This window comes from Priestia sp. YIM B13486 (assembly GCF_042787865.1).
Taxonomy (GTDB): domain Bacteria; phylum Bacillota; class Bacilli; order Bacillales; family Bacillaceae_H; genus Priestia; species Priestia megaterium.
Genome location: NZ_JBHZOZ010000005.1, coordinates 158388 through 183942 on the forward strand (window position 1 = coordinate 158388; position 25555 = coordinate 183942).

The window sequence follows — 25555 nt, forward strand, 5'->3', positions numbered from 1 at the left end:
CCCCATCTGCACATATTTCCCCGTATAAACGGGCATTAGCAAGACCCCCATTAGCACTTTTTTCTATTTTTATGTGTAATTACACAACAACCTCACATTTGATAAACATCAAATGTGAGGTTGTTGTAATCTATTATGTTAAAAATCTATTCTTATTTTCGCAAGAACTTACGGATGGATAATGTACTTCCCCACATCCCAATTAGACCGCCGATCACTAGTAATAATAGCGACACTTGAAGCACGAATGGAAAGGCAGGTAAAAGTTCAAAGAATCCATCAAACTTAGGTTGAACTTCATTATATAAAACGCTGTACACACCGATAATAACTGCAATTGGCACAATAGAACCAAGCACTCCTAAAAACAGACCTTCAATAAAGAACGGCCAGCGAATAAAGGAGTTCGTGGCTCCAACTAAGCGCATAATTTCAATCTCTTCACGGCGAGCTACAATCGTAATTTTAATTGTATTTGAAATTAGGAACATTGCTGTAAATAGAAGCCCTAAAATCAGCACTACTCCGATATTACGAGCTACTTTCAGCACTTTAAATAACTTTTCAACTTGATCTTGTCCGTATTGAACTTTTGCTGCATACGGATATTTCTCAATTTGTTTAGCTACTTTTGCGACATCAGTCGGCTCTTTTGTTTTAACAACAAATACATCATTTAATGGGTTTTGCTGTTCAAACGGTTCAAAAGCTTGTCCTTCATCACCCATACTATTAATTAAATCTTTTAACTCTTTATCTTTAGAAGAAAACGTCACCGTATCAACTTGCTTAATTGCATCTAGCTTTTCTTTCATTGCTTTTCGATCCTCTGCTGTAGCTGCAGCATCAACGTGAACGCGAATTTCCACATCATTTTCAATCAATTTGGCAATGTGGTTTAAATTCATCATCAACATAAAAAATACGCCTACAAGCAAGAGCGTCACGGTAACAGCACTTGCAGATGCGAATGTCATCCAGCCGTTTCTTCCTAAACTTTTAGATCCTTCACGTAAGTGGCGACCGAATGTCCTAGCCTTCATATCCGTATTCACCTCTTACTTCATCGCGCACAACATTTCCATTTTCAATCGCAATTACGCGCTTTCGAATTGTATTTACAATTTCACGGTTATGCGTTGCCATTAAAATAGTCGTACCGCGTTTATTAATCTCCTCAAAGATATCCATAATTTCCCACGAAGTCTCCGGATCAAGATTCCCTGTCGGTTCGTCGGCGATGACAACCTTAGGACTATTCACAATTGAACGCGCAATAGACACACGCTGCTGCTCTCCTCCAGATAGTTCATCAGGGAAAGAATCCATTTTACCCTTTAACTTAACAAGCTCTAGCACCTTTAGCACTCGCTTTTTAATTTCTTCGGGACTTTGCTCAATTACTTCTAGTGCAAAAGCAATGTTTTCATAGACCGTTAATTTTGGAAGCAGCTTGAAATCTTGAAAGACTACACCAATATGACGTCTAAAGATAGGAACTTTGCTATCTTTTATTTTTGCTACATTTGCACCGTTTACAATGATATTTCCTGAAGAAGGCTTTTCTTCACGATACATCATTTTAATAAAAGTGGATTTTCCTGCTCCACTTGGTCCTACGATATAAGCAAACTCACCTTGATTAATCTTGATGCTAATGCCATTGATTGCTTTTACACCGTTCGGATACGTTTTATATACATTTTGCATTTCAATCATAAGTAATCACCTAATCAAGTGTGTTATTTTAATACTATGTAAAACTTGTCAAAATACGACAAAACTCTACAATTCAAACCAAAAATTCGACTCTTCTCACGCGCTTTCTCATTATAACATCACTCTTCGTGAAAATAAGCCCCAAAAATATTACATTTTTATTTCAAATATGACATAAGTAGGATATTTTTAGCAAGGTATGAGAATTTATCCTTATTTTTAATTCTGTTGTTTTTGCTGTGCATTTTTTTACGAATATCGTTAGACAAAGCACATTCATGTCTACTTTTTTCACAAACAAGGTATGATAAATAAGAAAAACGATGAGGAGAGATAACATGATCACCATTTATGGAAGTTCACGAGAAAACGGAAATACGGAGGAATTAGCTAAAGTAGTGTTAAAAGATATCAATACGGAAGAAGTTTACTTGCGCCGGCATACCATTAACCCTATTACTGATATGCGTCACGATGAACTTGGATTTACCAATCAACAAGATGATTATTATGATATAGCGAAAAAGATGGCAGCGCACGACACTATTTTATTTGTTACGCCTCTTTACTGGTACGGTATGAGCGGATTAATGAAGAACTTTATGGATCGTTGGTCTGAAAGTCTTAGAGATTTGACAATCAACTTTAAAGAACAAATGAAAAATAAGCGCGTGTATGTATTAGTAGTGGGGGGCACAGGTGCATCTATAAAAGCTCTTCCTCTTATTATGCAATTTCAATACATTGTCGATTTTATTGGCTCTTCCTTTAGCGGATACATCATTGGAGAAGCAAATGCACCTGGAGACATAACAAAAGATGTCAAAGCTCAAAAGCAAGCCATTGTCTTAAATCAAGAATTAAAGCAGCTTTAACACAAAAATAAGACGGATACCCGTCTTATTTTTTCTTTGCCAGCCAAGCAGCAACTTTTTTTGCATCTTCTTCATTGATTAGTCCTTTTGGCATACCGCCTTGACCATTGTTAATAATGTTTTGAATTTCAGCTTCTGAGTGCTTGCTGCCTACATGCTGCAAGCTTGGCCCATTCGCTCCTCCTAAATCTACTCCGTGACAGCCTGTACAGTTTTTCTTCACAATGTCTTCTGCACTCGCTGAAGATTCACCAGCAGATTCATTTTTAGAGCTTCCTCCGCCGCACGCAGACAAAACAAGCGCTAGACCGATTGTTAACGTCAGTAATACTTTTTTCAAGCCTTCTCCCCCTTGCTGTAGAGTTTTCACTCTATTATAACCTACTCCAGAATGTTTAAAACACTCTGTTTACAAGGACTTTGTTTCAATTTCATGAATTCTCTCATCACACTTATGTATACGATTAAGCAATTGATTCGTTTCCTAAACGTTTTTTGTATACTACGCGTGAAATTGTCACACTGAGCTCATATAAAAGCAGAAGCGGAACAATGACTAAAATATCCGAAATAAAATCAGGAGGAGTAATAAGTACGGATATCACAATTAAAGCAAAATATGATAGCTTCCTTGCTCTAGCTAACCTTAATGGATTTAGAACCCCTAGGCGCGTTAAGAATAGAACAACTAAAGGCATTTCAAATAAAAACCCAAACGGTAAACAAAGATTAAGCATAAAACGAAAATAATGCTCAGCCGTAAACATCAGTGAAAACTGATCATTCGACAAGCCCGTTAAAAATGCTAAAACCATTGGAAATAAAACAAAATAACCAAACCCCAGCCCGCTTACAAACAAAAGAAAAAAGAATGGAATGAAGGTAATCAGAACCTTATATTCTTCCTTTTTTAAACCAGGTGAAACAAACCGAAATACTTGATAAGCAGCTACTGGAAGTGTAAAAGCAAGCGCAAAAACAAATGCAATCATCATATAAATCCATACGATTTCACTTGGTCCAAGTACCGCAAGCTTGCCGTCCAAATCTTTTACTAGCCACTGATAAATATCTTGCACAAATACAAAACTGACAATAAGTAAAACTACAAATGCACAAAGTGTTTTAATAATACGAACACGCAATTCTTCAAGGTGCTCCATCAGGCTCATTTCTCCCATTGTCTTTCTCTCCTTTCTCACAAGTAGAAATAGACGAGTTTCCTCGTCTATTTCCTTACTTACGATGTGGATTCATTCCCTTTTTGTTCAGAAACGGTTGCGGTCTGCTTTTCTTTAACACTTTCATCATCTGATACGAGCCCTTTTGCTGCTCCTTTAAATTCAGTTAATGTTCGTCCAAACGCTCGTCCAACTTCCGGCAGCTTAGACGGTCCAAAAATTATTAACGCAATGACTAAAATAATAACCAAACCAGGGATTCCAATATTAGAAAACATACTTGACCTCCTTTTTCTTACTTAGTTTACTGCTGAACTTTTTCTTTCTTTTTCAACTCTTGTTTTTCATGTGCTTTCCCGTGTGCCCGCATACGATCTTCCTCTACTTCCTTAGAAATCTTTAGTCCACGCGGCACGTTATTTACTTCAACTTCCGTCATACCTTTTCCATCTTTTTTATATTGAAAGGAAGCTCGAGTTGAAATTTCTGCACCAGGCTCTGTTACAAAAGGCACAACGCGATAATCGGCTTGCCATATATCAGGAGTTACCGTACACCTTACATATCCTCTATAATCATTAAAAAATGTGAGGTGTGGATTTTGACTTAGAATTTTATCCGTGTCTGCTCGTTTATCTGCTCCGTTCCCTCCGGAAGTGATGGAGGTGCCGATGAACTCTGCACCAATAATTCTTGAATTAAGGTTAGCAAAATCCGCGTATAAGTTAGAAGCCCAGTTAGCGTGTACATCTCCAGTTAGTACAATGACGTTGTCCAACTTTTTCTTTTCAATAAAATCAATGACGCGCTGACGATTCGCCGTATACCCATCCCATGCATCCATGCTGTATGTAGGCTTAGCAGCCGTTCCAAATTTTCTTGGCGCAAAGAAAATTTGTTGAGCCAGTACGTTCCAATGACACGCTGACTTTTCAAGATTAGTAAACAGCCATTTTTCTTGTTCATTCCCCAATAGCGTACGTTTGGGATCAAGAGATTCTGGCGTTTGCGGCTTTGTTCCGTCTCCGTTTGCTTGATCGTCTCTGTATTGACGCGTATCCAACACTTGAAAAGAAGCTAGTTTCCCATATGAAAAGTCACGATATAATCTCATATCCGCTCCGTGAGGCAAGGATGTTTGACGCAAAGGCATGTGTTCGTAATAAGCTTGATAAGCTGCCGCACGGCGTTGAATAAATGCTTCTACTGATTGGCCTTTTTCAGGAATTACATTTGCATAATTGTTTTCTACTTCATGGTCATCCCACGTCACAATCCATGGAAAAACAGCGTGAGCAGACTTCAAATTGGCATCTGACCTGTACTGAGCATGCCTGTTTCGATAATCTTGCAGCGTTTGAATTTCTGCGCTGCTGTGAGTACGAACGTTTCCGCTTGCAGCCACGTACTCGTTTGGTCCATATTCATAGATGTAATCGCCCAAATGAACGACAAAATCTAATTGTTCTTTAACCATATGCTCATAGGCTGTAAAGTACCCATGTTCATATTGCTGACACGAAGCAAATGCAAACGTCATACTGGCTACTTCTGCATTTGCTGAAGGAAGTGTTTTTGTTTTTCCAACCGGGCTTAACTCATGGCCGCTTTTAAATCGATAATAATAAATATGACTCGGCTTCAATCCTTTTACATCAACGTGAACCGAATGAGCAAGTTCAGGTCTAGCCACTTCTGTTCCTCGTTTGACAATTCGATGAAAGTCTTCATCTTCACTAAGCTCCCATTTTACCGGAATAGGTTGATTAGGCATTCCCCCGCCATTCAACGGGTCTGGTGCTAATCTTGTCCAAAGAACAATGCTATCTGCTAAAGGGTCTCCTGATGCGACGCCTAGAGTGAACGGATAACTTGAAAATTTAGGCGCTGCAGCTGAAACTTCTACTGCATTTAAACCAACAGACTGAGCAATTGTTAAGCCAAGTGATACTCCCGCTACTTTTCCAGCTCCTTGTAAAAAACGCCGTCTATCAAACCCTTTACTCGAAGAAAAGCTATTTTGTTTCACTTGCTCTATTAATTCGTTTAACGATTTATTTTCCACTGCACATGCCCCTTCCTCATGATTTAACTCAAATTATAAATACTGTTTGTAAAAGGAATATAAAGGATTGTAAAGAAGCACTTACTGCAAAACAGGTATTTTTAACCATTTTATTTCATTGACAAAATAAGTGAACTGACGACAGCAACCTTTAAATTTCTGCATTTTCTTAATTTTCTTTTTAACAATAGTTCTTTACGCTCGTTTTTCTTCATCCAAATTTTACAAAGTCCAACAACTAAAAAAAGGCAGCATACCTAAGTATGCTGCCTTTTGATTAAATATGAGAACGTAAATACGCATCGATAAATGGATCTAGATCTCCATCCATTACGCTTTGCGTGTTTCCGACTTCCGTATTTGTACGGTGATCTTTTACTAATGAATACGGATGGAATACGTACGAACGAATTTGACTTCCCCACCCAATATCTTTTTGTTCTCCGCGAATTTCAGCTAGCTGTTCTTGCTGCTTTTCAATTTCTAATTGATACAGCTTAGATTTTAACATCTTCATTGCTTGCTCACGGTTTTTAATTTGTGAACGTTCCGTCTGACAAGATACGACTACATTAGTTGGGAGGTGAGTAATACGAACAGCTGAATCTGTTGTATTGATATGCTGACCTCCCGCACCACTTGCACGATACGTATCAACCTTCAAATCTTCCGTACGAATATCAATTGAAATTTCATCATTAAATTCCGGCATTATGTCGCACGATACGAATGATGTATGACGACGGCCTGATGAATCAAACGGAGAAATACGAACGAGACGATGAACGCCTTTTTCAGCTTTTAAATACCCATACGCATTATGACCTTTAATTAAAAGCGTTACACTTTTAATACCAGCTTCATCTCCAGGTAAGTAATCAAGCGTTTCTACTTTGAAACCTTTTTTCTCCGCCCAGCGCGTATACATACGTAGTAACATTGAACCCCAATCCTGTGATTCTGTTCCACCAGCACCTGGGTGCAGTTCCAAAATGGCATTATTTTTATCATACGGCTCGCTTAAAAGCAGCTGTAATTCAAAGTCATTCATGCCTGATATAAGCTCTTTTAATTCACTAACTAGTTCTTCTGCTAAATCTTCATCGTATTCTTCTTTTACAAGTTCATGAGACACTTGTAAATTTTCATATGTTTCATCCAAGTGGTTAAATTGATTTACTGCATCTTTCAAACCATTGGCTTCATTAATAACAGTCTGAGCTGCCTGCTGGTCATTCCAAAAATTTGGATCAGCCATAGTCTCATCTAATTCATCGATACGAGCTTGTTTTGTATCGAGGTCAAAGAGACCCCCTAAAGTCCGCTAATCGCTTAGCTGTTTTGTCAAGTTCTTGCTTAATTTCTACTAAATCCATGAGTTGAACACCTCTATTTTATTTTTGACGCACAGGAAGGAAATGAGAAGACTCATTTCCTTCCTGTACTAATTCATTCTATACTAATTGACTCTTACTTTATGATTCTTTACCGCAGCAGTTTTTATACTTTTTGCCACTTCCGCAGATACAAGGATCATTTCGGCCAACTTCTATTGCATTTACTTTTGGCTTCTTCTTAGCCGGCGCGTCTCCTTCTTTTGGATGAACAGCCGCCTGACCTTGCGCTACCTCTTGACGCTCAAGGTTGTTGTTAATTTCTGCTTTCATGATATACTTCGTCACTTCTTCTTCAATGCTTGCAATCATATTTTCAAACATCGCAAAACCTTCCATTTGGTATTCGCGAAGAGGATCTGTTTGGCCGTACGCACGAAGGTGGATACCTTGGCGAAGCTGATCCATCGTATCGATATGATCCATCCATTTAGAATCAACTGCTCTAAGAACAACAACTTTTTCAAATTCACGCATTTGTTCTTCAGGGAGCTGCTCTTCTTTTTCATTATAACGAGCTTTTGCATGATCTACCAGCAGTTCTACCATTTCTTCAGGCTCTTTACGGCGAAGATCTTCTTCTGTGACTTCACCTTCCTCAAGAACATTAGCATTTACGTAATCAATAATCGCTTGTAAATTCCATTCTTCTTCTAATTCTTCACGCGGTGTGTTTACTTCAACCACACGCTGTAGAGTTGATTCAATCATACGTTCTACAATCGCACGCAGGTTGTCTGAATCAAGTACTTCAAAGCGCTGTTTGTAAATAACTTCACGCTGTTGACGAAGCACGTCATCATATTGAAGCAATTGTTTACGCGCATCAAAGTTATTACCTTCAACGCGTTTTTGAGCGGATTCAACAGCTCTTGTTACAATTTTACTTTGAATTGGCTGTGAGTCATCCATACCAAGGCGATCCATCATTGCCATCATATTATCTGAACCAAATCGGCGCATTAATTCATCTTCCATGGATAGATAGAATTGAGATACCCCTGGATCCCCTTGACGTCCAGCACGTCCGCGAAGCTGATTATCAATACGGCGTGATTCATGACGCTCTGTACCAATTACAGCAAGGCCTCCAGCTTCAACGACACCTTCACCTAGTTTGATATCCGTACCACGACCGGCCATATTTGTTGCGATTGTTACCGCACCTTTGTGACCCGCATTTTCGATAATATCCGCTTCACGCTCATGCTGTTTTGCATTTAAAACGTGATGGGGAATGCCTTTTTTCTTTAATAAAGCTGATAAAATTTCAGATGTTTCAATCGCAACTGTACCAACAAGAACAGGCTGTCCTTTTGCGTGGCGCTCGGCAATATCTTCTACTACCGCATTAAACTTGCCTTCCATTGACTTATAAATTAAATCTGCTTTATCATCACGTGAAATTGGCTTGTTTGTCGGAATAACAACAACGTGCATATTGTAAATATTACGGAATTCTTCTTCTTCCGTTTTAGCTGTACCCGTCATACCTGATAATTTTTCATACATACGGAAGTAGTTTTGGAATGTGATCGTAGCTAACGTCATGCTTTCATTTTGAATCTCAACATTCTCTTTAGCTTCGATAGCTTGATGCAAGCCGTCGCTAAAACGTCTTCCTTTCATTAAACGACCAGTAAATTGGTCAACGATTACGACCTGATCTTCATCAATTACGTAATCCACATCATTTTGCATCGTTACATGTGCTTTAAGCGCTTGGTTGATGTGATGGTTTAGCGCTACGTGTGAAATATCAAATAAGTTTTCAATGCCAAATGCGCGCTCTGCTTTTGACATACCTTCTTCGGTTAGCTGAACGCTTTTTGTTTTGATATCAAAAGTAAAATCGGTTTCTTTATCAAGCGTGCGAACGAATGCATTAGCTTGAATATAAAGAGCAGTCGATTTCTGCGCGCTGCCGGATATAATAAGCGGCGTACGTGCTTCATCAATTAAGATAGAGTCAACTTCATCGATTACGGCAAAATGAAGCGGACGTTGAACCATTTGTTCTTTGTAAAGCACCATGTTATCACGTAAATAGTCAAATCCGAGTTCATTATTTGTACTATACGTAATATCCGCTGCATATGCTTTTTGCTTTTCTTCACGCGTTAAATGGTTTAAATTTAAACCTACTTTCAAGCCTAGGAATTCATATAAACGACCCATTTCACTAGCATCACGGCTCGCTAAGTATTCATTGACTGTTACTACATGTACACCTTTTCCTGTAATGGCGTTTAAGTATACAGGCATAGTAGCTGTCAACGTTTTACCTTCACCCGTTTTCATTTCCGAGATATTCCCTTCATGCAGAGAAATACCCCCCATTAGCTGAACTTTGTACGGATACATGCCTAACACACGTTTCGCTGCTTCACGTACAACCGCAAAAGCTTCATCTAATAGGTTATCGAGCGATTCGCCATTTTGGTAGCGTTGTTGAAATTCAGCCGTTTTTTCACGAAGCTGATCGTCTGTTAAAGACGCTATTTCAGGACCTAACGCATCAATTTGGTCCGCCATTTTTTCTAAACGGCCGATTTGGCGCTGATTGCCGTCAAACACTTTTTTAAATAATCCAAGCATATTAAAACGCTCCTCTATTTATAATCAGTACATTTTATACTATTTTCATTCATATCTGTATCTTTCATTATAAAACATTCTGAGTAAAATTGTAACATTGCAGCTAAACAAGTAGCAACTTGTACCCTTTTTCGTCTGTCTCTTTACTAGTACTCCTCTATTAACAAGTTATTTTTTATTGTGATTTCCCCTGCCTCACTCTTACAATAAAAAAGGGGAATGTAGAATGAATGTTCAATCGATTACAAAAGAACAAGCTTGGGAAGTCCGACATACCGTCATGTGGCCTGATAAAGATTTCAGTTATATTCAGCTGAAAGATGATCCATTAGGCATTCACTATGGACTGTTTGAAGAAGGAGAGTTAAAATCAGTTGTTTCCTTATTTATAACAGGTAATGAAGCTCAATTCCGAAAATTTGCTACTCTCAAAGAAGAACAAGGAAAAGGATATGGCAGTCGTCTACTAGAGGAGGTTTTTCTCAAAGCTAAGAACCTTGGGGTACGAAAGATCTGGTGTAACGCACGAGAAAATAAAGTCTCTTTTTATCAGGCATTCAACATGAAAGAAACCACGCGTGTATTCACCAAATCTTCTACGCGCTATGTAGTGATGGAACTATTTTTTTAAGCAGCTAAAAAGCAGCGTGCGGGGGCACGCTGCTTTTACTTTACTGCTCTTTTTTAAGAGAGCCTATAATCTTAGTTTGGTTCAATCAATCCATATCGTCCATCTTTTCTTCGATATACAACGTTTGTAATGTTGGTCTCAGCGTTTGTAAACACAAAGAAACTATGCCCTAACATATTCATTTGCAAAATAGCCTCTTCACTATCCATTGGCTTTAAGTTAAATCGTTTTGTACGAACTAGTTCTAATTCATCTTCTTCAGTTGCAACTGCTACGTTCGCTTCGCTTTCTAATGCTGCGAACAGATACTTCTCAGCGCCTTTTTCACGCATTTTTCGATTTACTTTTGTTTTATGTTTACGAATTTGACGCTCTAATTTATCTAGGACAAGATCGACAGCTGCGTATAAATCACTGTGTGTCTCTTCAGCTCTCAATACGAGATCATTCATTGGGATTGTGACTTCTATTTTTTGATCGTTATTGTAGACTTTTAAGTTTACATTTACGTCAGCAGTTGGTGTTTCGTCGAAATAACGCTCTAACTTACCAAGCTTTTTCTCTACGTATTCCCTAATTGCTGGAGTCACCTCAATGTTTTCACCGCGAATGTTATACATCATGTTCGAACTCCTCCTTTAATCCATTGCTATACCTCTACAATTCTACAATACCCGACACAATCCCTTCCTAAACTATTAAAATTTTTTGAAAATTTAGTGAAAATTTATGGAACCTGAGAAAAGTTTATGAAAAAACCAAAAAAATAGACCTTCTTCATAAGAAGAAGGGTTGTATTTTTTTACGCAGGATTAATTTTTTTTATCGTAAAACATTCCATCAAACATTTTTGTTTCGTAAGGGTTTACATAGCTGTTACTATGCTTTTTTTTCGCTTTTAGCAAACGGAGATCTACCATAATTTGATGCCGAATTAAGATGAGCTTTTGATCAATTTCCTTATTCATTTCGACAATTTTTTTACCAATCGATTCATTATCCCTACTTTTTGGCGGCAGTTTCTCTATGAGGTCACGTCTTTTTAATAGAAGATACTCTAACTTTTGAATGCCTTCTTCTCGATTTTTGTCAGAAAATGTTTGAATAAGCCGATAAATCTCATCAGTTAGCTGATATAGGTCGTTAATCATATTTATGCTTGACCGCCGCTTCCATGGACTTGCTGGCGGTGAAGCTGCACAACTTGCTTCCATGTATCGCGGAATTCTGTTACGTATTGTTCCGCTTCATCCAAGATTGCTGTGTCATTTTTGGTATTTGCTTCAATTAAACACTGGTTAATATAGTCATACATAGCCATCATAGACTTAGCAACTTGCACGTTTGTATCAAGGGTAATCATTAATTCTTGAATAATATTTTGTGCTTTTAACAGATTCGTATTTTTCAGCTCAATATTTTTTTCCTGTATGCCTGTTCGTGCAAGTTTGATAAATTTTAAACACCCGTTATACAGCATAAGCGTTAACTCTCCTGGAGAAGCAGTCTGAACAGCTCCTTGCTGATACGCTTGATATGGATTATGTGCTGCCATAAACGTTCACTCCTTCTTAACTAAAATATTGCGATAACTGCGCGCTTTGAGCATTTGCATTTTGAATGGCTTTTTCCATTGCTGTAAACTGACGATAATACCGGTCCTCTACTTGTGTGAGCCTGCTTTCAAAACTAGTGATTTGGCTATTTACGCTTTTTAAATTCCTCCCAAGCAAAAATTGTTCACTTGTCCATGTTGAACGGCCAGCGCGCTGCTCAACTTTGGATACGGTTTGAGTAATCGTATCTCGTAAACGTCGTACAATCCCTTTTTCACTTGTTGTACTTCCACTTTTCATAAATAAATCCATCACAGACTGCGGATCTTTTTCAATTGCTTCTTTCAATTTAGTTCCGTCGCCTTCTATGACTAGCTTGCCTCGATCGCTATAGTTTGCGCTAGTTGAAATGCCAATGTCGGTTAGCTGCGAAAATCCTCCGCTCACTCCTGATACAGAGGCATACCAGTTAGAACGCATTTGGTTTAGACCGCTTGATAAAATTGAGTCTCCTTTTAACAAACCGCTTTTCGCCTTATCATCCCACTGCTCAGCTTGTTTATCCGTTAATTTTTCTCTTTCTTCATCAGTCAAAGGCTGATAGTTCCGGTCTCTTTCTTCCGTAATCTTTCCGTTAATCTTTTCAATCAGTTCATTGTATTTGGTCACGAAATCTTTAATTGTATCAAATACTTTTTGCGTATCATTGCTTACGTTAACGCGCACATCTCCTGTGAAATTGTTTTGAAGGGTATAGGTAACGCCTCCAGTAGTAAATGTATTGGACTTACGAGTTGTTTCTAGACCATTTAGCGTAAATTTTGCGTCTGTTCCTTTGGCATCACCGGCGAGCTGTAAAAAGCCTGTCAAAAATCCTCCTGAAAAAACCATGTTTGAACCATCCGCACTATCAGCAGAAGATAAATTTCCTGTATCTTTACGAGTCATGACAACTTTATTTGTTCCTTCATCGAAAAAGGCTGAAATGCCTACTTTTGAATTGCTGATTTGTGTGAGAAGGGTGTTTAATGAGGTAGAACCGTCAAATTCAAATGGCGTACTTCCATTTGTATTATCACCCGTTGCTTTACCGTTGCTGTCATAAGTTGTAATAGAAAACTTCAATACATTTTGCTGATACCAAAATGCTTCAATTGTACTGCCGCTTGTTAGTGTGGTACCAAATGTCATTTCACCTGTGTCTTCGTTAATGAAAACTTCATCAGAACTTAATGTTTCCGCCTTTGTTCCTATTGTCACTTTATACTCTTTACTTGTACCTTCAGTGGTAACAGATATAAAATTTAAAGTGCCTGTGTTCTGATTTACAGCAGAAATAGAACCCTTTGCTAATTTTATTGTGCTAGTATCAGCACTTAACGTTATAGCCCCTTGTTCCACTGTTTTCTCAGTCCAAACACTTGGGTCTGTTTTTATTGAACCTCTTTGAGACCATAAGCTTTTCGTCGGATCAACACTAGAACCAATACTGTTAGCGCTAATACTCTGCGCAACAGTCGCCATTGTCACGTTTGAAAGAGTATAAGAGGCATTTGCTGCTGAGGAAGTAGCTGCTGCTTTTACTTTCGTTTCATCCGATGAAGATACCGTTTTGGATGAATAAGAAGACTGCAAGGTCATATTAAAAGCGAGATTATTAAATTCTGATAACAGCAAGTTCATAGAGCGATAATCATCTCGCTGCCACTCTAACGTTTGCTTTTGTTTTTTCATTTTATCAATAGGCATACGTTCAGCCTTCATTAAATCACTGACGATTTGATCAATATCCATTCCGCTTGCTAACCCACTTACTCTTACCACTTACCATCACCACCGTTTTTTTATTCATCTATTCATCAACTGTTAGCCATGAAATATGAGTGTATTTTTTCGAATCTTCTTATTCGTTCATAGGTTCAACACTTCTCTATTTTGTATCGGTAAAACAAACATTTTTTTCATAGGTCAAATGATGCAAGATAGAAAAAGCTCACTTATTTTTCTACAATAAGTGAGCTTTTTATTATTGGCCAAGCAAGTTCATCTTCTGGGATAAATTTCTTTGAATATCCTTAGGAATAAGGTATGGTGCTAGATTTATAATATCTCGTAACGAATCAATGGTTACAGAGGCAGATAAATTTATATATTCATCCGTTGTATCTGCTTGCTCAAACGAAATGGAGTCTGGCAAATTATTGAGCAGAGTAATTTCATTCATTTCTTTATCGACCGTGACATCAGAATCCTTATCAATATTTAAGCGATCCCATACAAGAGACATCGGAATCGGCATTCTTCCTAAATGCACGCTATTCACCTTTAAAACAAGCTTTCCATTTTCGGCATTTGGTGTTACGTCAACTACAAACTGTGATTCCATAAAAGATACTACATGTTTATTAATATACAATTTTATATGTTTTGGAAGCAACTCGGCTTCTGCTCCGTCAACCGTTTCATCATTTTCGTAAAGGTAGCTGCGCAAATAATCATTAACATCGCTCTCGCTTAATCGGTATCCTAAAATAGGAGCGCCTCCGTTCAGTTCTAGCGACGTCGCATGAGCGGACTTTTCTTGTGCCAGTGAAGATAATGAAGCAGTCTGATCAAGTTTTTCAATATTTCTGACTGGACTAACGAAAAAGTACAACCCAACTAAAAGGATAATAAATAGAAAAATAACAGCTATAAATTTTCTCAAACACACGCACCCTCTCAAACATTCTTCTTGGAATATAATACCGATTTCTCTTTTATCATACAAGATAAATAAGATGTATGTCGAAAATTTGTATAAAATGTACGTATATACCAGACATCCCAAACGGCGAATAAGTCTACAATGAATAAATCGAGTCTATTTCGACTTAAAAATCGACAATTTTAGTAACTTAAAGTCGATTTTTATAGGAATTTGATAATTGGCACACTTCTTGCTTATTATAAAGGTAAGGGGAGGAATTTCTATTTATATTTTCAGAATTTACTTTATTTTCTAATAGTCTTTCGATAATTTTAAAGGAGTGAATACGATGGGAAACAAAACAGAATCACACGGAAAGTTAAAGCAACGTCACGTTTCCATGATTTCCATTGCAGGTATTATCGGAGCCGGCTTATTTGTAGGAAGCGGATCCGTTATTAATGCAACAGGCCCAGCAGCAGTAGTTTCATATGCAGCAGCCGGACTGCTAGTCGTTCTATTGATGCGTATGCTCGGTGAAATGGCTATGGTAAACCCAGATAAAGGCTCATTCGCAACATATGCTCAGCAAGGAATTGGCGCGTGGGCAGGTTATGCTGTCGGATGGCTTTACTGGTTTTTCTGGCTAATTGTAATTGCGATTGAAGCCACTGCAGGAGGAGCAATTGTTCATGAATGGCTCCCTTCCGTACCAATTTGGCTTTTAAGCTTAATCTTAACCTTTGCATTAACTTTAACAAACTTGTTCTCTGTCAAATCATTTGGAGAATTTGAATATTGGTTTGCTATGATTAAAATTGTGGCAATCGTTGCTTTTATGGGAATCGGTTTAGCTATTATTTTCGGATTAATCCCAGGTACATCTTCACCTGGTCTAGCTAATTTAACGGGCCACGGAGGCTTTATGCCAAAAGGTACGAACTCTATCTTTTTGGGAGTTATTACCGTTATTTTCTCTTATTTCGGGGCTGAAATTGCGGCTATTGCAGCTAGTGAATCAGAAAACCCAGCAAAAGCTATCACAACTGCTATTCGCAGTGTCGTATGGCGAATTTTAATTTTCTATATTGGTTCAGTTGCTATTTTAGTAACTCTTTTACCTTGGAACTCAGCTGATTTACTAAAAAGTCCATATGTAACAATGTTAGAAATGGTCAATATTCCAGCAGCTGCACAAATTATGAATTTAGTCGTATTAGTATCCGTTTTGTCTTGCTTAAACTCTGCTTTGTACACGAACTCACGAATGATTTTGTCATTAGCTCAAAAAGGACAAGCTCCTCGCGCTTTAGCAAAAGTAAGCAAATCAGGCGTGCCGGCAAGAGCTGTATGGATTAGCACAGCTGCTGCATATGTATGTGCTATCTTTAGCTTCGTTTCGCCGGATAAACTCTTTTTATTCTTAGTTAATGCATCAGGAGCCATTGCTCTTATTGTGTACTTAGCTATCGCTATTTCTCATTTACGCCTGCGTAAGAAAATGAATCGAGCAAACCAGCCAATTAAAGGGATGAAAATGTGGTTGTTTCCGTATTTAACATACGTAACAATTGCTATTATTACAGTGATCTTCTTATCAATGGCATTTATTGATTCGATGCGCTCACAGTTTTTCTTAACTCTTGGATTAACCGCTGTGGTTCTTCTTTCATACTCGTTCATCAAAAAAACAAACAACAAGCGACCTGACGATCAATTTTCCGAGTCAGAAAATATTGCAAAATAAAAAAGCCGCAGATGCGGCTTTTTTATTTTGCTTTTGATTATTTCTCAACCGATATGTCACGATGAAGATTTCGAAGCGGCTGAGGAGGGCAAATACGTCGCGTCGCGTAGGAAACGATAAAAATAGTTAACAACCCGCCTACCATCGCAAATGTGCGAAACGGAAACATGACCACTCCGTCTTCAATCATCGGATACGGAAGCAGCGCTTTTAAATGAAGCAGCGGTTCTCCTCCACCTATTCGAAGAACAAGAGACACAATAAACCCAGCCAAAGATCCGTACCAGTTAGCTCCTTTAAAGAATAAAGCACAAACCAACTGCGGAAAAAGTATACAATACACGAGGTCCCCTGATAAATACCATAAAGAGTAGACACTCTCAGAGTTCAAAGCAATTAGAGTTGCTCCCGTTCCAATGATAATGATAGAACGTTTAATAACTTTATCTAACTGCGCCTGTGTCGCATTTGGTTTTACAATCGGACGATACACGTTCCAGGCTGCCATCCCCGACGCTGAAAGCAACGAAGCCGCTACTGCAGCCATAACGGCAGCAGCTAGTCCTCCAAGTGCAATCGCTCCTACTAAATCGGGCGTTAGGTATTTAAATACATACGTTAAAATCATGGACGCGCTCTCAGGGCTTGACGCTCCAAATGAAGACCAGTCTGCACTATAACCTATCATTCCTATTAAAGTTGGAGGCAAGGCCGCTAACGCGCAAAAGATGCCGGCTGTAATAGATAGCCACATTGCTGCTTTTTCGTTTTTAGCAGATAACACGCGCTGAAAATAAATCTGCCATGGGATACCACCAAAAATAAGTAAAAATGTGCTATCCCACCATTGCCAATATGTATTTCCCCATTTCGGATCTTCCCAGCCTTTTATTGGAGGAAATAAATGAAGAGAACCAGTCATGCCTTCTGAATAAGTAGAAAAAACGGCTCCCACCCCTCCCGTATTCGAAAATGCAAAGGGAAGCACCAGAAATAGTCCTAAAAACATAATAGAAAGCTGTAAGATATCGGTATGTGCTACTGCCCACAAGCCGCCAATCACGGTGTATGCAATGGCAATAAGTGCGGAAAGAATGATGGAAATTGAAAAACTGAGGCCTAAAATCACACCGAATGTTGTTCCTAAAGCAGTTAAGATAGCTGCGCTCCAAAACAGCTCTCCCAGTATAGCTGGAAAATAAAGAACCGTAGCCATTTTCTTACCAAAACGAGATTCTAGAGGATCGAGCATTGTCATAAACTCAAACCTTCTCATCTTTCTAGCAAAAAAGATACCGCCTAAAATCAAGCTGATTGAATAACACCATGGCGCTTGAGTCCATGTCAGCCCTGAGGAATAAACGGTTTCGGCCGTTCCAGCAATATACCCTCCACCTACCCAAGTGGCGGTCATTGTGAACATTGAAATCCATAGCGGCATAGATCTTCCTGCAACAAGCATATCATCTGATTTTCCTTTTTTACTTGCAGCGGCTCGAGCACCAATAAAATAAATAACACCATACATAATGAACATTAAAATGAGGCCTGGCCAATAGAGATCTGGATTATAGAGAGAATAGATAAATGCGACAACCATAAAGATGGAAAATCCTATAATAGTTGTCCATAAGGGGGTTAGTAGACGGTTGTTCCTGCTTGATTTCCCTGAAAAGTCAGAAGTCTCATTCGACTTTTCAGGCCTGGCTTGTTGTGTGTCTGAACGAAATGGCTTTTTAGCATTTTGCATCGTCTCACATCCTTTAAATTGATAAAGAAATCTAAAGACATAATTGTCCTCTATTCCTTTTTCCTACCAGCATACAATTAAACCTAAAAATAGATTTTTCAGAATAAAATATAAATAGTTGGATTATAAATACCAATGCGAAGGGGAGAAATTACGTTTATATAATTATATTAAAATAATTTAAATTTATTTTTTTTATTATTTTGCTAAGAACTCATAATTATTTTCATCTTCTATCTAAACTCCTTTCTTAATTTCCACATTCAAAATCCTTTGTTTCTCGAGGTTTGTATGCAAGCAGATATAGTACTATGGTTAATATATCTGAATGTTTAGGATATTGTCAAAAAAGTTTGAGTGTTTTCATATAAAAAAAGAATAATATTCTCATAGCTCGTACATAAAAAAACCTTTTGTATCAAGGGACATAGCAATCAGTGATTTTTTATTACTTTTTGTTAAATTTTTTCTTAATATCCGAATGATTAGTCTCTTCCAGAGAAGATAATCTAATAAATTCTGAACATTTGGGGTTTTTGGGTTTGACTAAATTAAATAACCGATGCTATAATTCGAATTGTTAAGAACGTTAAATATAAATTTAACAAATTCTATTATTTGGAGGTCGATGCTATTGGAACAAACACTTACGCTTGAAAAAATGCACATAAACGGCGAATGGGTTGAAGCACGCAGCGGCGAGAAAAGAGAGATTATAAATCCTTTTAACCAAGAGGTTATCGCTGTCGTTACAGAAGGAAATCGTGCTGATACTGTAGAAGCTATTGAAGCAGCTAGAAAAGCTTTTGATGCAGGTGAATGGTCTAAATTTACAGCGGCCCAAAGAGGTTCTTTACTATTTAAAGTAGCGGAAGAAATTCGTAATGATCGTGAAGAACTCGCTAAACTTGAAACCTTGAATACTGGAAAAACCCTCGTTGAAAGCCTGGCAGACATGGATGGAATTGCTGATGTCTTTCAATACTATGCTGGATTAGCAGATAAAGATGGTGGACAGATGATTGAGTCACCTAATCCCGATTCTGTTAGCCGCGTTGTCCGCGAACCTGTAGGTGTATGCAGCCAAATTACTCCTTGGAATTACCCTTTATTGCAAGCCTCTTGGAAATTGGCTCCGGCACTTGCTGCTGGGAATACAATTGTTATTAAACCAAGCGAAATCACCCCTTTAACAACTATTCATATGATGAAAATTTTTGAAAGAGTTGGCTTTCCATCAGGCGTCATTAACATTGTACTCGGCCCGGGTGCGACCGTTGGACAAGAAATGGCAGAAAGTCACTTAGTAGATTTAGTTTCCTTTACAGGCGGCGGTGTATCTGGACGTAAAGTCATGCAGGCTGCCGCAGGCAACTTTAAAAAAATCGCTCTTGAACTCGGTGGGAAAAATCCGAATATCGTCTTTGCTGACGCTGACTTTGACACTGCGGTTGACTATGCATTAAATGCGGTCTTCTTTCATGCCGGTCAAGTTTGTTCAGCTGGTGCGAGATTACTCGTTCAAGATGATATTCACGATAAATTTGTTTCAGCAGTTATTGAACAAGCCAAAAAAATTAAGCTAGGAGACGGCATGGATGAGGCCACTCAAATGGGACCCGTCATCTCAAAAGAACACCTAGCTAAAGTGGAACATTACATTGAACTTGGGAAACAAGAAGGTGCTTCCCTTATTTTAGGAGGCAAACGTCCAACTCAAGAGTCTTTACAAAAAGGTTTATTCATTGAACCAACTATTTTTACAGACTGTCATGGAGATATGAAAGTTGTCCAAGAAGAGTCATTTGGTCCAATTATGACCATTGAGCGCTTCAGTACTGAAGAAGAAGCGGTGGCACTTGCTAACGATACAATCTATGGATTAGCTGGAGCCGTTTGGACAAGTGATATGAATCGAGCTGAACGTGTAGTGAAAGCACTTCGTATGGGAACAACTTGGATTAACGATTATCATCCCTACTTCCCGCAGGCTCCTTGGGGAGGTTATAAGCAATCTGGGATTGGAAGAGAGCTTAGCCACATTGGGCTAGAAGAATATACGGAAATTAAACATATTTATACGAATACAAATCCACAGCCAATGCGCTGGTTTCAATAAAATTCAAGGGGGAATGTAAAGATGTTTATGCGATTTGAAAGAATGGAACGTTTAAAAAGTTTTGAGATGCCAACGGTTGTAAAACATGGAATTGGTGCTGTTAAGCATACTGGAGAAGAAGTAAAAAACCTAGGTGTATCTAAGGTTTTACTAGTAACAGATCCTGGTGTAAAAAAAGTAGGTTTAGCAGATCCTGTAATCGCTAGTTTAAAAGAAGCGGACGTAGACGTTATTCTATTTGATCAAGTAGAAGCCAACCCTTCTATTCACGTGGTAGCAAACGGCACAAAAATGTACAAAGAAAATGGATGCAACGGACTAGTAGCTGTTGGAGGCGGAAGCTCAATGGATACGGCAAAAGCTATTGGTGTAGAAGTAGCTCATAATGCTCCCGTCTTAGATTATGAAGCAGCTGAAGGAAAAAAACCTTTAACAAAACGTATCCCTCCTTTAACAACCATTCCTACAACTGCGGGTACAGGAAGTGAAGTCACACAATGGGCTGTCATTACGGATCCTGTTCGTGAGTTTAAGTTTAATACAGGTGGACCTTTAATTGCTGCCCACTTAACAATTATTGATCCAGAACTTCACGTATCTATGCCTTCACATATTACGGCCGGTACAGGAATTGACGCATTAGCTCATGCAATTGAATGTTATACATGTCATTTTGCACAACCAATGACAGACTCTGTTGCTTTGTTGGCTATTGAGTACGTTGGAAAATACTTACGACGTGCAGTTGCAAATGGACAGGATATCGAAGCACGCTATGGAATGGCGCATGCAGCTATGCTTGCTGGCCTTTCATATGGAAGTGAATCTGCAGGAGCAGCTCACGCGATGGCTCAAACATTAGGAGGCATTTATCCAATTGCCCATGGCCCTTGCGTAGCAGCAATGCTAGGTCCTGTAATGGAATATAACTGGATGGGCGAGCCTGAAAAATTTGCGCGCATAGCTCAAGCTTTAGGAGTTAATACACACGAATTAACGCTTGAAGAAGCAGCTCAAGCAGCTGTTCGTGAAGTATATCAACTAGTTAAAGATGTACAAATCCCTTCTTTAGAAGAACAAGGTGTTCCAAAAGAAGCGGTTTCTCGCTTAGCTCAAGAAGCATTTAATGATCCACAAACAGTTGGTAACCCTCGTGATTTAACTGTAAAAAGTTACGAATGGATTTATAATCGCTGCTTCGAAGCTACACCATTAACTGTATAAAAATGATAAAAAGGCTGTTGATTTTTCAACAGCCTTTTTTATTTACTCTTTCGCTAATTCTTCATTTAAAATATCGATGATTCTTCGGTCGTCAAAAACTTTCACTACTTTTTTCAAGAAATGATAATAATGTTTGGACTCTATAATCTGCGCTAAATTACGCTTTGCTTTTACTGCGATCTCCTCAGGCACATCTTCATCATTTAAGAGAATCTGCAGCTTGTTTTCCGCTTCTTCGATTGCCTCTAAATTAACTGAAATTTCTCTTTGCCACTTCTTACAGAAAAATGAAAAAAAGGACTTAGAAAAATCTTTTTCTGCTTCATATAAGTCTTTTCGAACACCTTTTTTCCACACTTTGTGGACCATATCAATATTTTGCAGTGAACGAATGGATGTACTCATCGTTGGTTTACTCATACCCAATTCTTCACTCATTTGATCTAATGTAACAGGCTCATCCATAAAATAAAGCATGCCATACAGCCTTCCTACTGAAGGTGTGACCCCATATAAATCCATCGTATCAGCTAAAGCGCTGACAACTACATCTTCTGCTTCTTTTAATAAATCATGATACTCTTGAACATCACTCATTTACTCTTCTCCTCTTTTGTTAAATTCATTTGAATTATACTTAATAAATTTAATGATACACGATAAAAAGGAAAAAAACAGAAATTCAGTTCAATTTTTTTGATAAAAAAGAAGCCTTTCTCTTAAAGAGAAAGGCTTAAGACATAGTGGGGAATACTATATGTTTATCTTTCCCGATTTAGATATTATTTATACCGTATATTTTTGATTATTTTCAACCCGATCGTTTTATTTCTTTTTCGGTAATTGTTTCAGCATATCAATAGCATGTAATGTAATTTGAGAAGCACTTTTATTTTCGTTACGTATTTCTTCATAAATCTCTTGTCTATGAATATCTACAGATTTTGGAGCTTGAATTCCTAACTTTACTTGATCACCATTAACTGCAAGGACGGTCACTTCAATTTCATCACCTATTTTGATTGTTTCATTTAACTTTCGTGTTAAAACAAGCATGGACTCACTCCTTATCTTATTCCTCTTACTCAAATAACCTGTGCTTCGTTTCATAAGCTGTATTCATTAAAATCACTTGCTTAGCAAGCTGTTGCTTTGTATTAATAATAACAGGAGCCTGCAAATTAGCCGTTATCTTTTCCATAGAATCTGACATCGTAAGCAATACGTAAACAGCTGCATCTTCCGCTTGTTGTAATTGAAGCTTTTCGATTTCCTGAGGTTCTAGGTGAAAATCATAATCTAAAAAAAACTGAAATGGATCCGTGATAATAAAAGCTAATTCTTTGGTTTGAATAGACTGCAGAACTTGGGAAGCTTCGGCTTCTGGAAGTGGTAAAATAACGAACTCAGTTTCTTCCAAAAAACCTGGAATCCCTTGATTGAATGTCAGTGTTTGCTGATTATCTATTTCTATATCTCCATGATAGCTTGTTGAAATTTTCATCTCATCACACCTTTGCTAATTGATTTTTTCTTGTTATCTTTTTTCATTATAAAAAAGCTCCTTCTGTTTAGAAGGAACTTTTTAACGCAAGAAATCTAGCAGCGTAGGCTGAATAATTTGAGCTCCTACTCCCAAAGCAGCACGATGCACGCTTTCTTGTACGGTTAAATCCGTAATGACTTTTTCAATATCTGCATCTTCATTATTTGAAAGCATCTTAGTAGCCGTAATTTCCTGTGAATCAAGGCGGTTTTCGATCAGCTCAAGCCGATTGCTCCTTGCTCCCAATTCAGATCGCTCCGCTAATAGCGTAGACAGCTGCGTGTCTACCTGTGTAGAGAGATCTTTTAGTGAGTTTACATCGTTTTGTTCAAAAGCTGTTTGAACATTCTTCATTAAGTCGAATGCTCCTTGTCCAAAAATGTTTTCAGGATGAATATTGACTCTCAGCTGGATACCTTTTGATACTTCAACTGAAAAAGGATCCAGGTTAATTTTCGATTCTATCACACCGCTTTCATTCTCACTTATAGGCGGTGCTCCTACATTTACACCGTTAAAGATATAGTTTCCTGCCACCTGCGTATTGCCCACTTGCATATAATCCAGCTTTAACTGTTCGATTTCACGTGCAATCGCTTGGCGGTCATCACTTTCATTCGTACCGTTTAACCCTTGCACGACCAGCTCCTTAGTGCGCTGAAGAATGGAATTGACTTGTTCAAGTCCTGATTCTGAACTATCAAACCAAGACTGTGCTTCTGTTAAATTACGTTTATATTGATTTACTTCAGAAAGATTCGAACGATAAGCCATTCCTTTAGTAGCCACTACCGGGTCATCAGAAGGACGAGTAATTTTCTTTCCCGTCGATAATTGGTTTTGAAGTGTTTCCAGCTTATTATAGCTATTGCTAATCTGTTTTAACGAATTAGCCGCTAACATTCCTTGTGTGACGCGCATCTTTACCTCCCTCCAGTTCCAAGACCGTTTACAATTTTATCAAGCATTTCATCAATCATAGTCACCATACGGGCACTAGCGTTATATGCATGCTGAAACTGAATCATATTGGTCATCTCTTCATCTAATGAAACTGCACTGGTAGACTGGCGCCTTTGCTCTACAGCTCCCTGAAGGGTTTCTGAATTACTTTTTAAGCGGTTGGCTTGTTGGGCATCTACTGACATTTGGCCAATAACAGATTGATAAAAGCCATCTAGGGAAACAGCTTGATTCCCGGAATTAATAAGCACCTTTTGACGAAATTGAGACAATAGCTGAGCATTTTTTCCATCTCCTTTGCGGCCAGTTCCATCATCCCCAGAGGAGGCCGAAGAAGCAGCAGCAATATTGTTTGTGTTTTGTTTAATTTTATCAGCAATAACAATTCCAGTTGCAGCCCCTTCTTTCTGAGAAATCTCATTAAAAAAGGACATACCAGGATCACCATCTAGCGTGACACCTTGTTGGTGCTTATCATTAAACCAATTTACAAATTCATATGCCATTTCATCTAAATCATCAATCATTGAAGCGTAAACACCTGTTTTATTACCACTATTATCTATATATCCAGAAGCCTCAATTAACCCTTTAAGTTTTCCTTGAGGAAATGACTCAGGGTTCCGTATCTCATCCCCTATATGAATTTCCGTCACATAGGAATCTTGATTTGTTTTCAAACTGATGGCATTTACTTGATGAATTTTCCCATCTAAAAGAGTAATAGCCCCCTGAGACGTTTGAAGCTGAACCGTTACCACTCCTTCTGACGTTGCAGAAGCGTTCCCGCTGCTTTTTGTATACTCTAAAGAAACCGGCATAAATTTAGAAATCTCATCTAGCAGCCGATCTCTTTCATCATACAAATCATTAGGCAAATAGCCATTCGGTTCTACGCTTTGTATTTGTTGGTTCACATTACTTATTTGCTCTAACAAAGAATTCACTTGTGTTACCGCTACGTCACGCTCGTTTTGTAAATCACCTTGAACCGTTTTTAAAGAAGTAGATAAATAAGAGAAAGTATCGCCTACTGCTTCAGCTCGTTCAATCATAACAGACCTGGCTCCTGCTTCTGAAGGGTGTGAAGCTACATCTTGAATGGACTCAAAGAATTGATTAAAAACAGCTGAAAGTCCATCTTCAGTAGGTTCATTCATAATTTCCTCCATTTTTTCAAGAGCGCCAGCGCGCGCATCCCAATACCCCACTTTAATGGTTTCATCTCGATACTGGGTATCTAAAAATGTATCACGTATTCGCTCTACCGTGCTGGCTTCTACTCCCATTCCTATTTGGCCCGCAGTTCCAGTCTGATTCATCCCTGGGGCTGGATAAGCTGGGAACGTTTCTAAACTTACTCGCTGACGCGTATAGCCCGGCGTATTTGCATTAGATACGTTATGGCCAATTGTGTAAAGAGCCGCTTGTTGGGCATCCATTCCTCGTTTAGCCACCTGCAAACCATGAAATGTTGAACTCATTCTGCTTTCCTCCG

24 protein-coding genes are annotated in these 25555 nt (G+C 38.4%); 5 read left to right on the top strand and 19 right to left on the bottom strand.

Annotated elements, in window-relative coordinates; all coding sequences use genetic code 11:
* Positions 1 to 152: 152 nt before the first annotated feature.
* Both ftsX and ftsE read right to left on the bottom strand, forming a co-directional pair.
* On the bottom strand, positions 153 to 1043 hold the full coding sequence (gene ftsX, locus ACFX4G_RS15530; RefSeq protein WP_043977384.1) for a permease-like cell division protein FtsX: 891 nt from the start codon (positions 1041 to 1043) through the stop codon (positions 153 to 155).
* Entirely contained in the window at positions 1033 to 1719 is a 687-nt protein-coding gene (gene ftsE, locus ACFX4G_RS15535) for a cell division ATP-binding protein FtsE (RefSeq protein ID WP_377575573.1), read from the bottom strand. The genes ftsX and ftsE overlap by 11 nt, the downstream gene beginning before the upstream one ends.
* A gap of 338 nt (positions 1720 to 2057) precedes the next feature.
* Here ftsE and ACFX4G_RS15540 point away from each other — a divergent pair, with 338 nt between their 5' ends.
* The gene (locus tag ACFX4G_RS15540) at positions 2058 to 2594 is read left to right on the top strand and encodes a flavodoxin family protein (protein WP_377575576.1); all 537 of its coding nucleotides are present in this window, start codon (positions 2058 to 2060) and stop codon (positions 2592 to 2594) included.
* Positions 2595 to 2619: 25 nt separating this feature from the next.
* Here ACFX4G_RS15540 and cccB read toward each other — a convergent pair whose 3' ends face one another.
* From cccB to secA, 6 genes are all read right to left on the bottom strand, one after another.
* Positions 2620 to 2934 (bottom strand): cytochrome c551, encoded by a 315-nt coding sequence (cccB, locus tag ACFX4G_RS15545; RefSeq protein ID WP_043977392.1) that lies wholly within the window; start codon positions 2932 to 2934, stop codon positions 2620 to 2622.
* A gap of 124 nt (positions 2935 to 3058) precedes the next feature.
* Entirely contained in the window at positions 3059 to 3775 is a 717-nt protein-coding gene (gene tatC, locus ACFX4G_RS15550; RefSeq protein ID WP_097824896.1) for a twin-arginine translocase subunit TatC, read from the bottom strand.
* A gap of 59 nt (positions 3776 to 3834) precedes the next feature.
* The gene (locus ACFX4G_RS15555) at positions 3835 to 4053 is read right to left on the bottom strand and encodes a twin-arginine translocase TatA/TatE family subunit (protein WP_016765885.1); all 219 of its coding nucleotides are present in this window, start codon (positions 4051 to 4053) and stop codon (positions 3835 to 3837) included.
* A gap of 26 nt (positions 4054 to 4079) precedes the next feature.
* Entirely contained in the window at positions 4080 to 5813 is a 1734-nt protein-coding gene (locus ACFX4G_RS15560) for an alkaline phosphatase D family protein (RefSeq protein WP_372587279.1), read from the bottom strand.
* 304 nt (positions 5814 to 6117) lie between these two features.
* Positions 6118 to 7216, bottom strand: a protein-coding gene (prfB, locus tag ACFX4G_RS15565) for a peptide chain release factor 2 (RefSeq protein WP_114324550.1) whose coding sequence is annotated in 2 segments (ribosomal slippage) — positions 6118 to 7152 and positions 7154 to 7216 — 1098 coding nt in all. Because the reading frame shifts where the segments join, the coding sequence is not laid out codon by codon here.
* A 99-nt stretch (positions 7217 to 7315) separates the two neighbouring features.
* Complete coding sequence (gene secA, locus ACFX4G_RS15570; protein WP_377575579.1) at positions 7316 to 9832, bottom strand: preprotein translocase subunit SecA; 2517 nt, start codon at positions 9830 to 9832, stop codon at positions 7316 to 7318.
* Positions 9833 to 10058: 226 nt separating this feature from the next.
* Between secA and ACFX4G_RS15575 the strand changes: the two genes are divergently transcribed.
* Positions 10059 to 10463, top strand: a complete 405-nt coding sequence (locus ACFX4G_RS15575; protein ID WP_043977398.1) for a GNAT family N-acetyltransferase — start codon at positions 10059 to 10061, stop codon at positions 10461 to 10463.
* Between the two features lie 71 nt (positions 10464 to 10534).
* On the opposite strand, the gene hpf is transcribed toward ACFX4G_RS15575, so the two are convergent.
* The 5 genes from hpf to ACFX4G_RS15600 all read right to left on the bottom strand — a co-directional run bounded on the left by hpf (position 10535) and on the right by ACFX4G_RS15600 (position 14726).
* A complete protein-coding gene (gene hpf, locus ACFX4G_RS15580) occupies positions 10535 to 11086 on the bottom strand; it encodes a ribosome hibernation-promoting factor, HPF/YfiA family (RefSeq protein WP_013059750.1) in 552 nt (183 codons plus the stop codon).
* Between the two features lie 189 nt (positions 11087 to 11275).
* Positions 11276 to 11614, bottom strand: coding sequence for a flagellar protein FliT (gene fliT / locus ACFX4G_RS15585; RefSeq protein WP_377575583.1), 339 nt, complete (start codon positions 11612 to 11614; stop codon positions 11276 to 11278).
* Between the two features lie 2 nt (positions 11615 to 11616).
* Positions 11617 to 12018 (bottom strand): flagellar export chaperone FliS, encoded by a 402-nt coding sequence (gene fliS / locus ACFX4G_RS15590; protein ID WP_377575586.1) that lies wholly within the window; start codon positions 12016 to 12018, stop codon positions 11617 to 11619.
* A gap of 16 nt (positions 12019 to 12034) precedes the next feature.
* Positions 12035 to 13843 (bottom strand): flagellar filament capping protein FliD, encoded by a 1809-nt coding sequence (gene fliD, locus ACFX4G_RS15595; RefSeq protein WP_377575589.1) that lies wholly within the window; start codon positions 13841 to 13843, stop codon positions 12035 to 12037.
* Between the two features lie 202 nt (positions 13844 to 14045).
* Positions 14046 to 14726, bottom strand: coding sequence for a hypothetical protein (locus ACFX4G_RS15600; RefSeq protein ID WP_377575592.1), 681 nt, complete (start codon positions 14724 to 14726; stop codon positions 14046 to 14048).
* A gap of 331 nt (positions 14727 to 15057) precedes the next feature.
* On the opposite strand from ACFX4G_RS15600, the gene ACFX4G_RS15605 reads away from it, so the two are divergent.
* Entirely contained in the window at positions 15058 to 16455 is a 1398-nt protein-coding gene (locus ACFX4G_RS15605) for an amino acid permease (protein ID WP_043977411.1), read from the top strand.
* Between the two features lie 37 nt (positions 16456 to 16492).
* On the opposite strand, the gene ACFX4G_RS15610 is transcribed toward ACFX4G_RS15605, so the two are convergent.
* Positions 16493 to 18205, bottom strand: a complete 1713-nt coding sequence (locus tag ACFX4G_RS15610) for a high affinity choline transporter 1 (RefSeq protein ID WP_377575595.1) — start codon at positions 18203 to 18205, stop codon at positions 16493 to 16495.
* A gap of 628 nt (positions 18206 to 18833) precedes the next feature.
* On the opposite strand from ACFX4G_RS15610, the gene betB reads away from it, so the two are divergent.
* Entirely contained in the window at positions 18834 to 20324 is a 1491-nt protein-coding gene (gene betB / locus ACFX4G_RS15615) for a betaine-aldehyde dehydrogenase (RefSeq protein WP_176521338.1), read from the top strand.
* Between the two features lie 21 nt (positions 20325 to 20345).
* On the top strand, positions 20346 to 21548 hold the full coding sequence (gbsB, locus tag ACFX4G_RS15620) for a choline dehydrogenase (RefSeq protein ID WP_043977419.1): 1203 nt from the start codon (positions 20346 to 20348) through the stop codon (positions 21546 to 21548).
* Positions 21549 to 21590: 42 nt separating this feature from the next.
* Here the strand turns inward: gbsB and cudC are convergent, their stop codons facing one another.
* From cudC to flgK, 5 genes are all read right to left on the bottom strand, one after another.
* On the bottom strand, positions 21591 to 22145 hold the full coding sequence (gene cudC, locus ACFX4G_RS15625; RefSeq protein ID WP_028409671.1) for a choline uptake/conversion transcriptional regulator CudC: 555 nt from the start codon (positions 22143 to 22145) through the stop codon (positions 21591 to 21593).
* A 228-nt stretch (positions 22146 to 22373) separates the two neighbouring features.
* Entirely contained in the window at positions 22374 to 22604 is a 231-nt protein-coding gene (csrA, locus tag ACFX4G_RS15630; RefSeq protein WP_013085431.1) for a carbon storage regulator CsrA, read from the bottom strand.
* 25 nt (positions 22605 to 22629) lie between these two features.
* Positions 22630 to 23052: a flagellar assembly protein FliW gene (gene fliW, locus ACFX4G_RS15635; RefSeq protein WP_377575598.1), complete on the bottom strand. Its 423-nt coding sequence runs from the start codon at positions 23050 to 23052 to the stop codon at positions 22630 to 22632.
* A gap of 81 nt (positions 23053 to 23133) precedes the next feature.
* Entirely contained in the window at positions 23134 to 24015 is an 882-nt protein-coding gene (gene flgL / locus ACFX4G_RS15640; protein ID WP_097824903.1) for a flagellar hook-associated protein FlgL, read from the bottom strand.
* A 2-nt stretch (positions 24016 to 24017) separates the two neighbouring features.
* Complete coding sequence (gene flgK, locus ACFX4G_RS15645; RefSeq protein WP_097824904.1) at positions 24018 to 25541, bottom strand: flagellar hook-associated protein FlgK; 1524 nt, start codon at positions 25539 to 25541, stop codon at positions 24018 to 24020.
* Positions 25542 to 25555 lie beyond the last annotated feature (14 nt).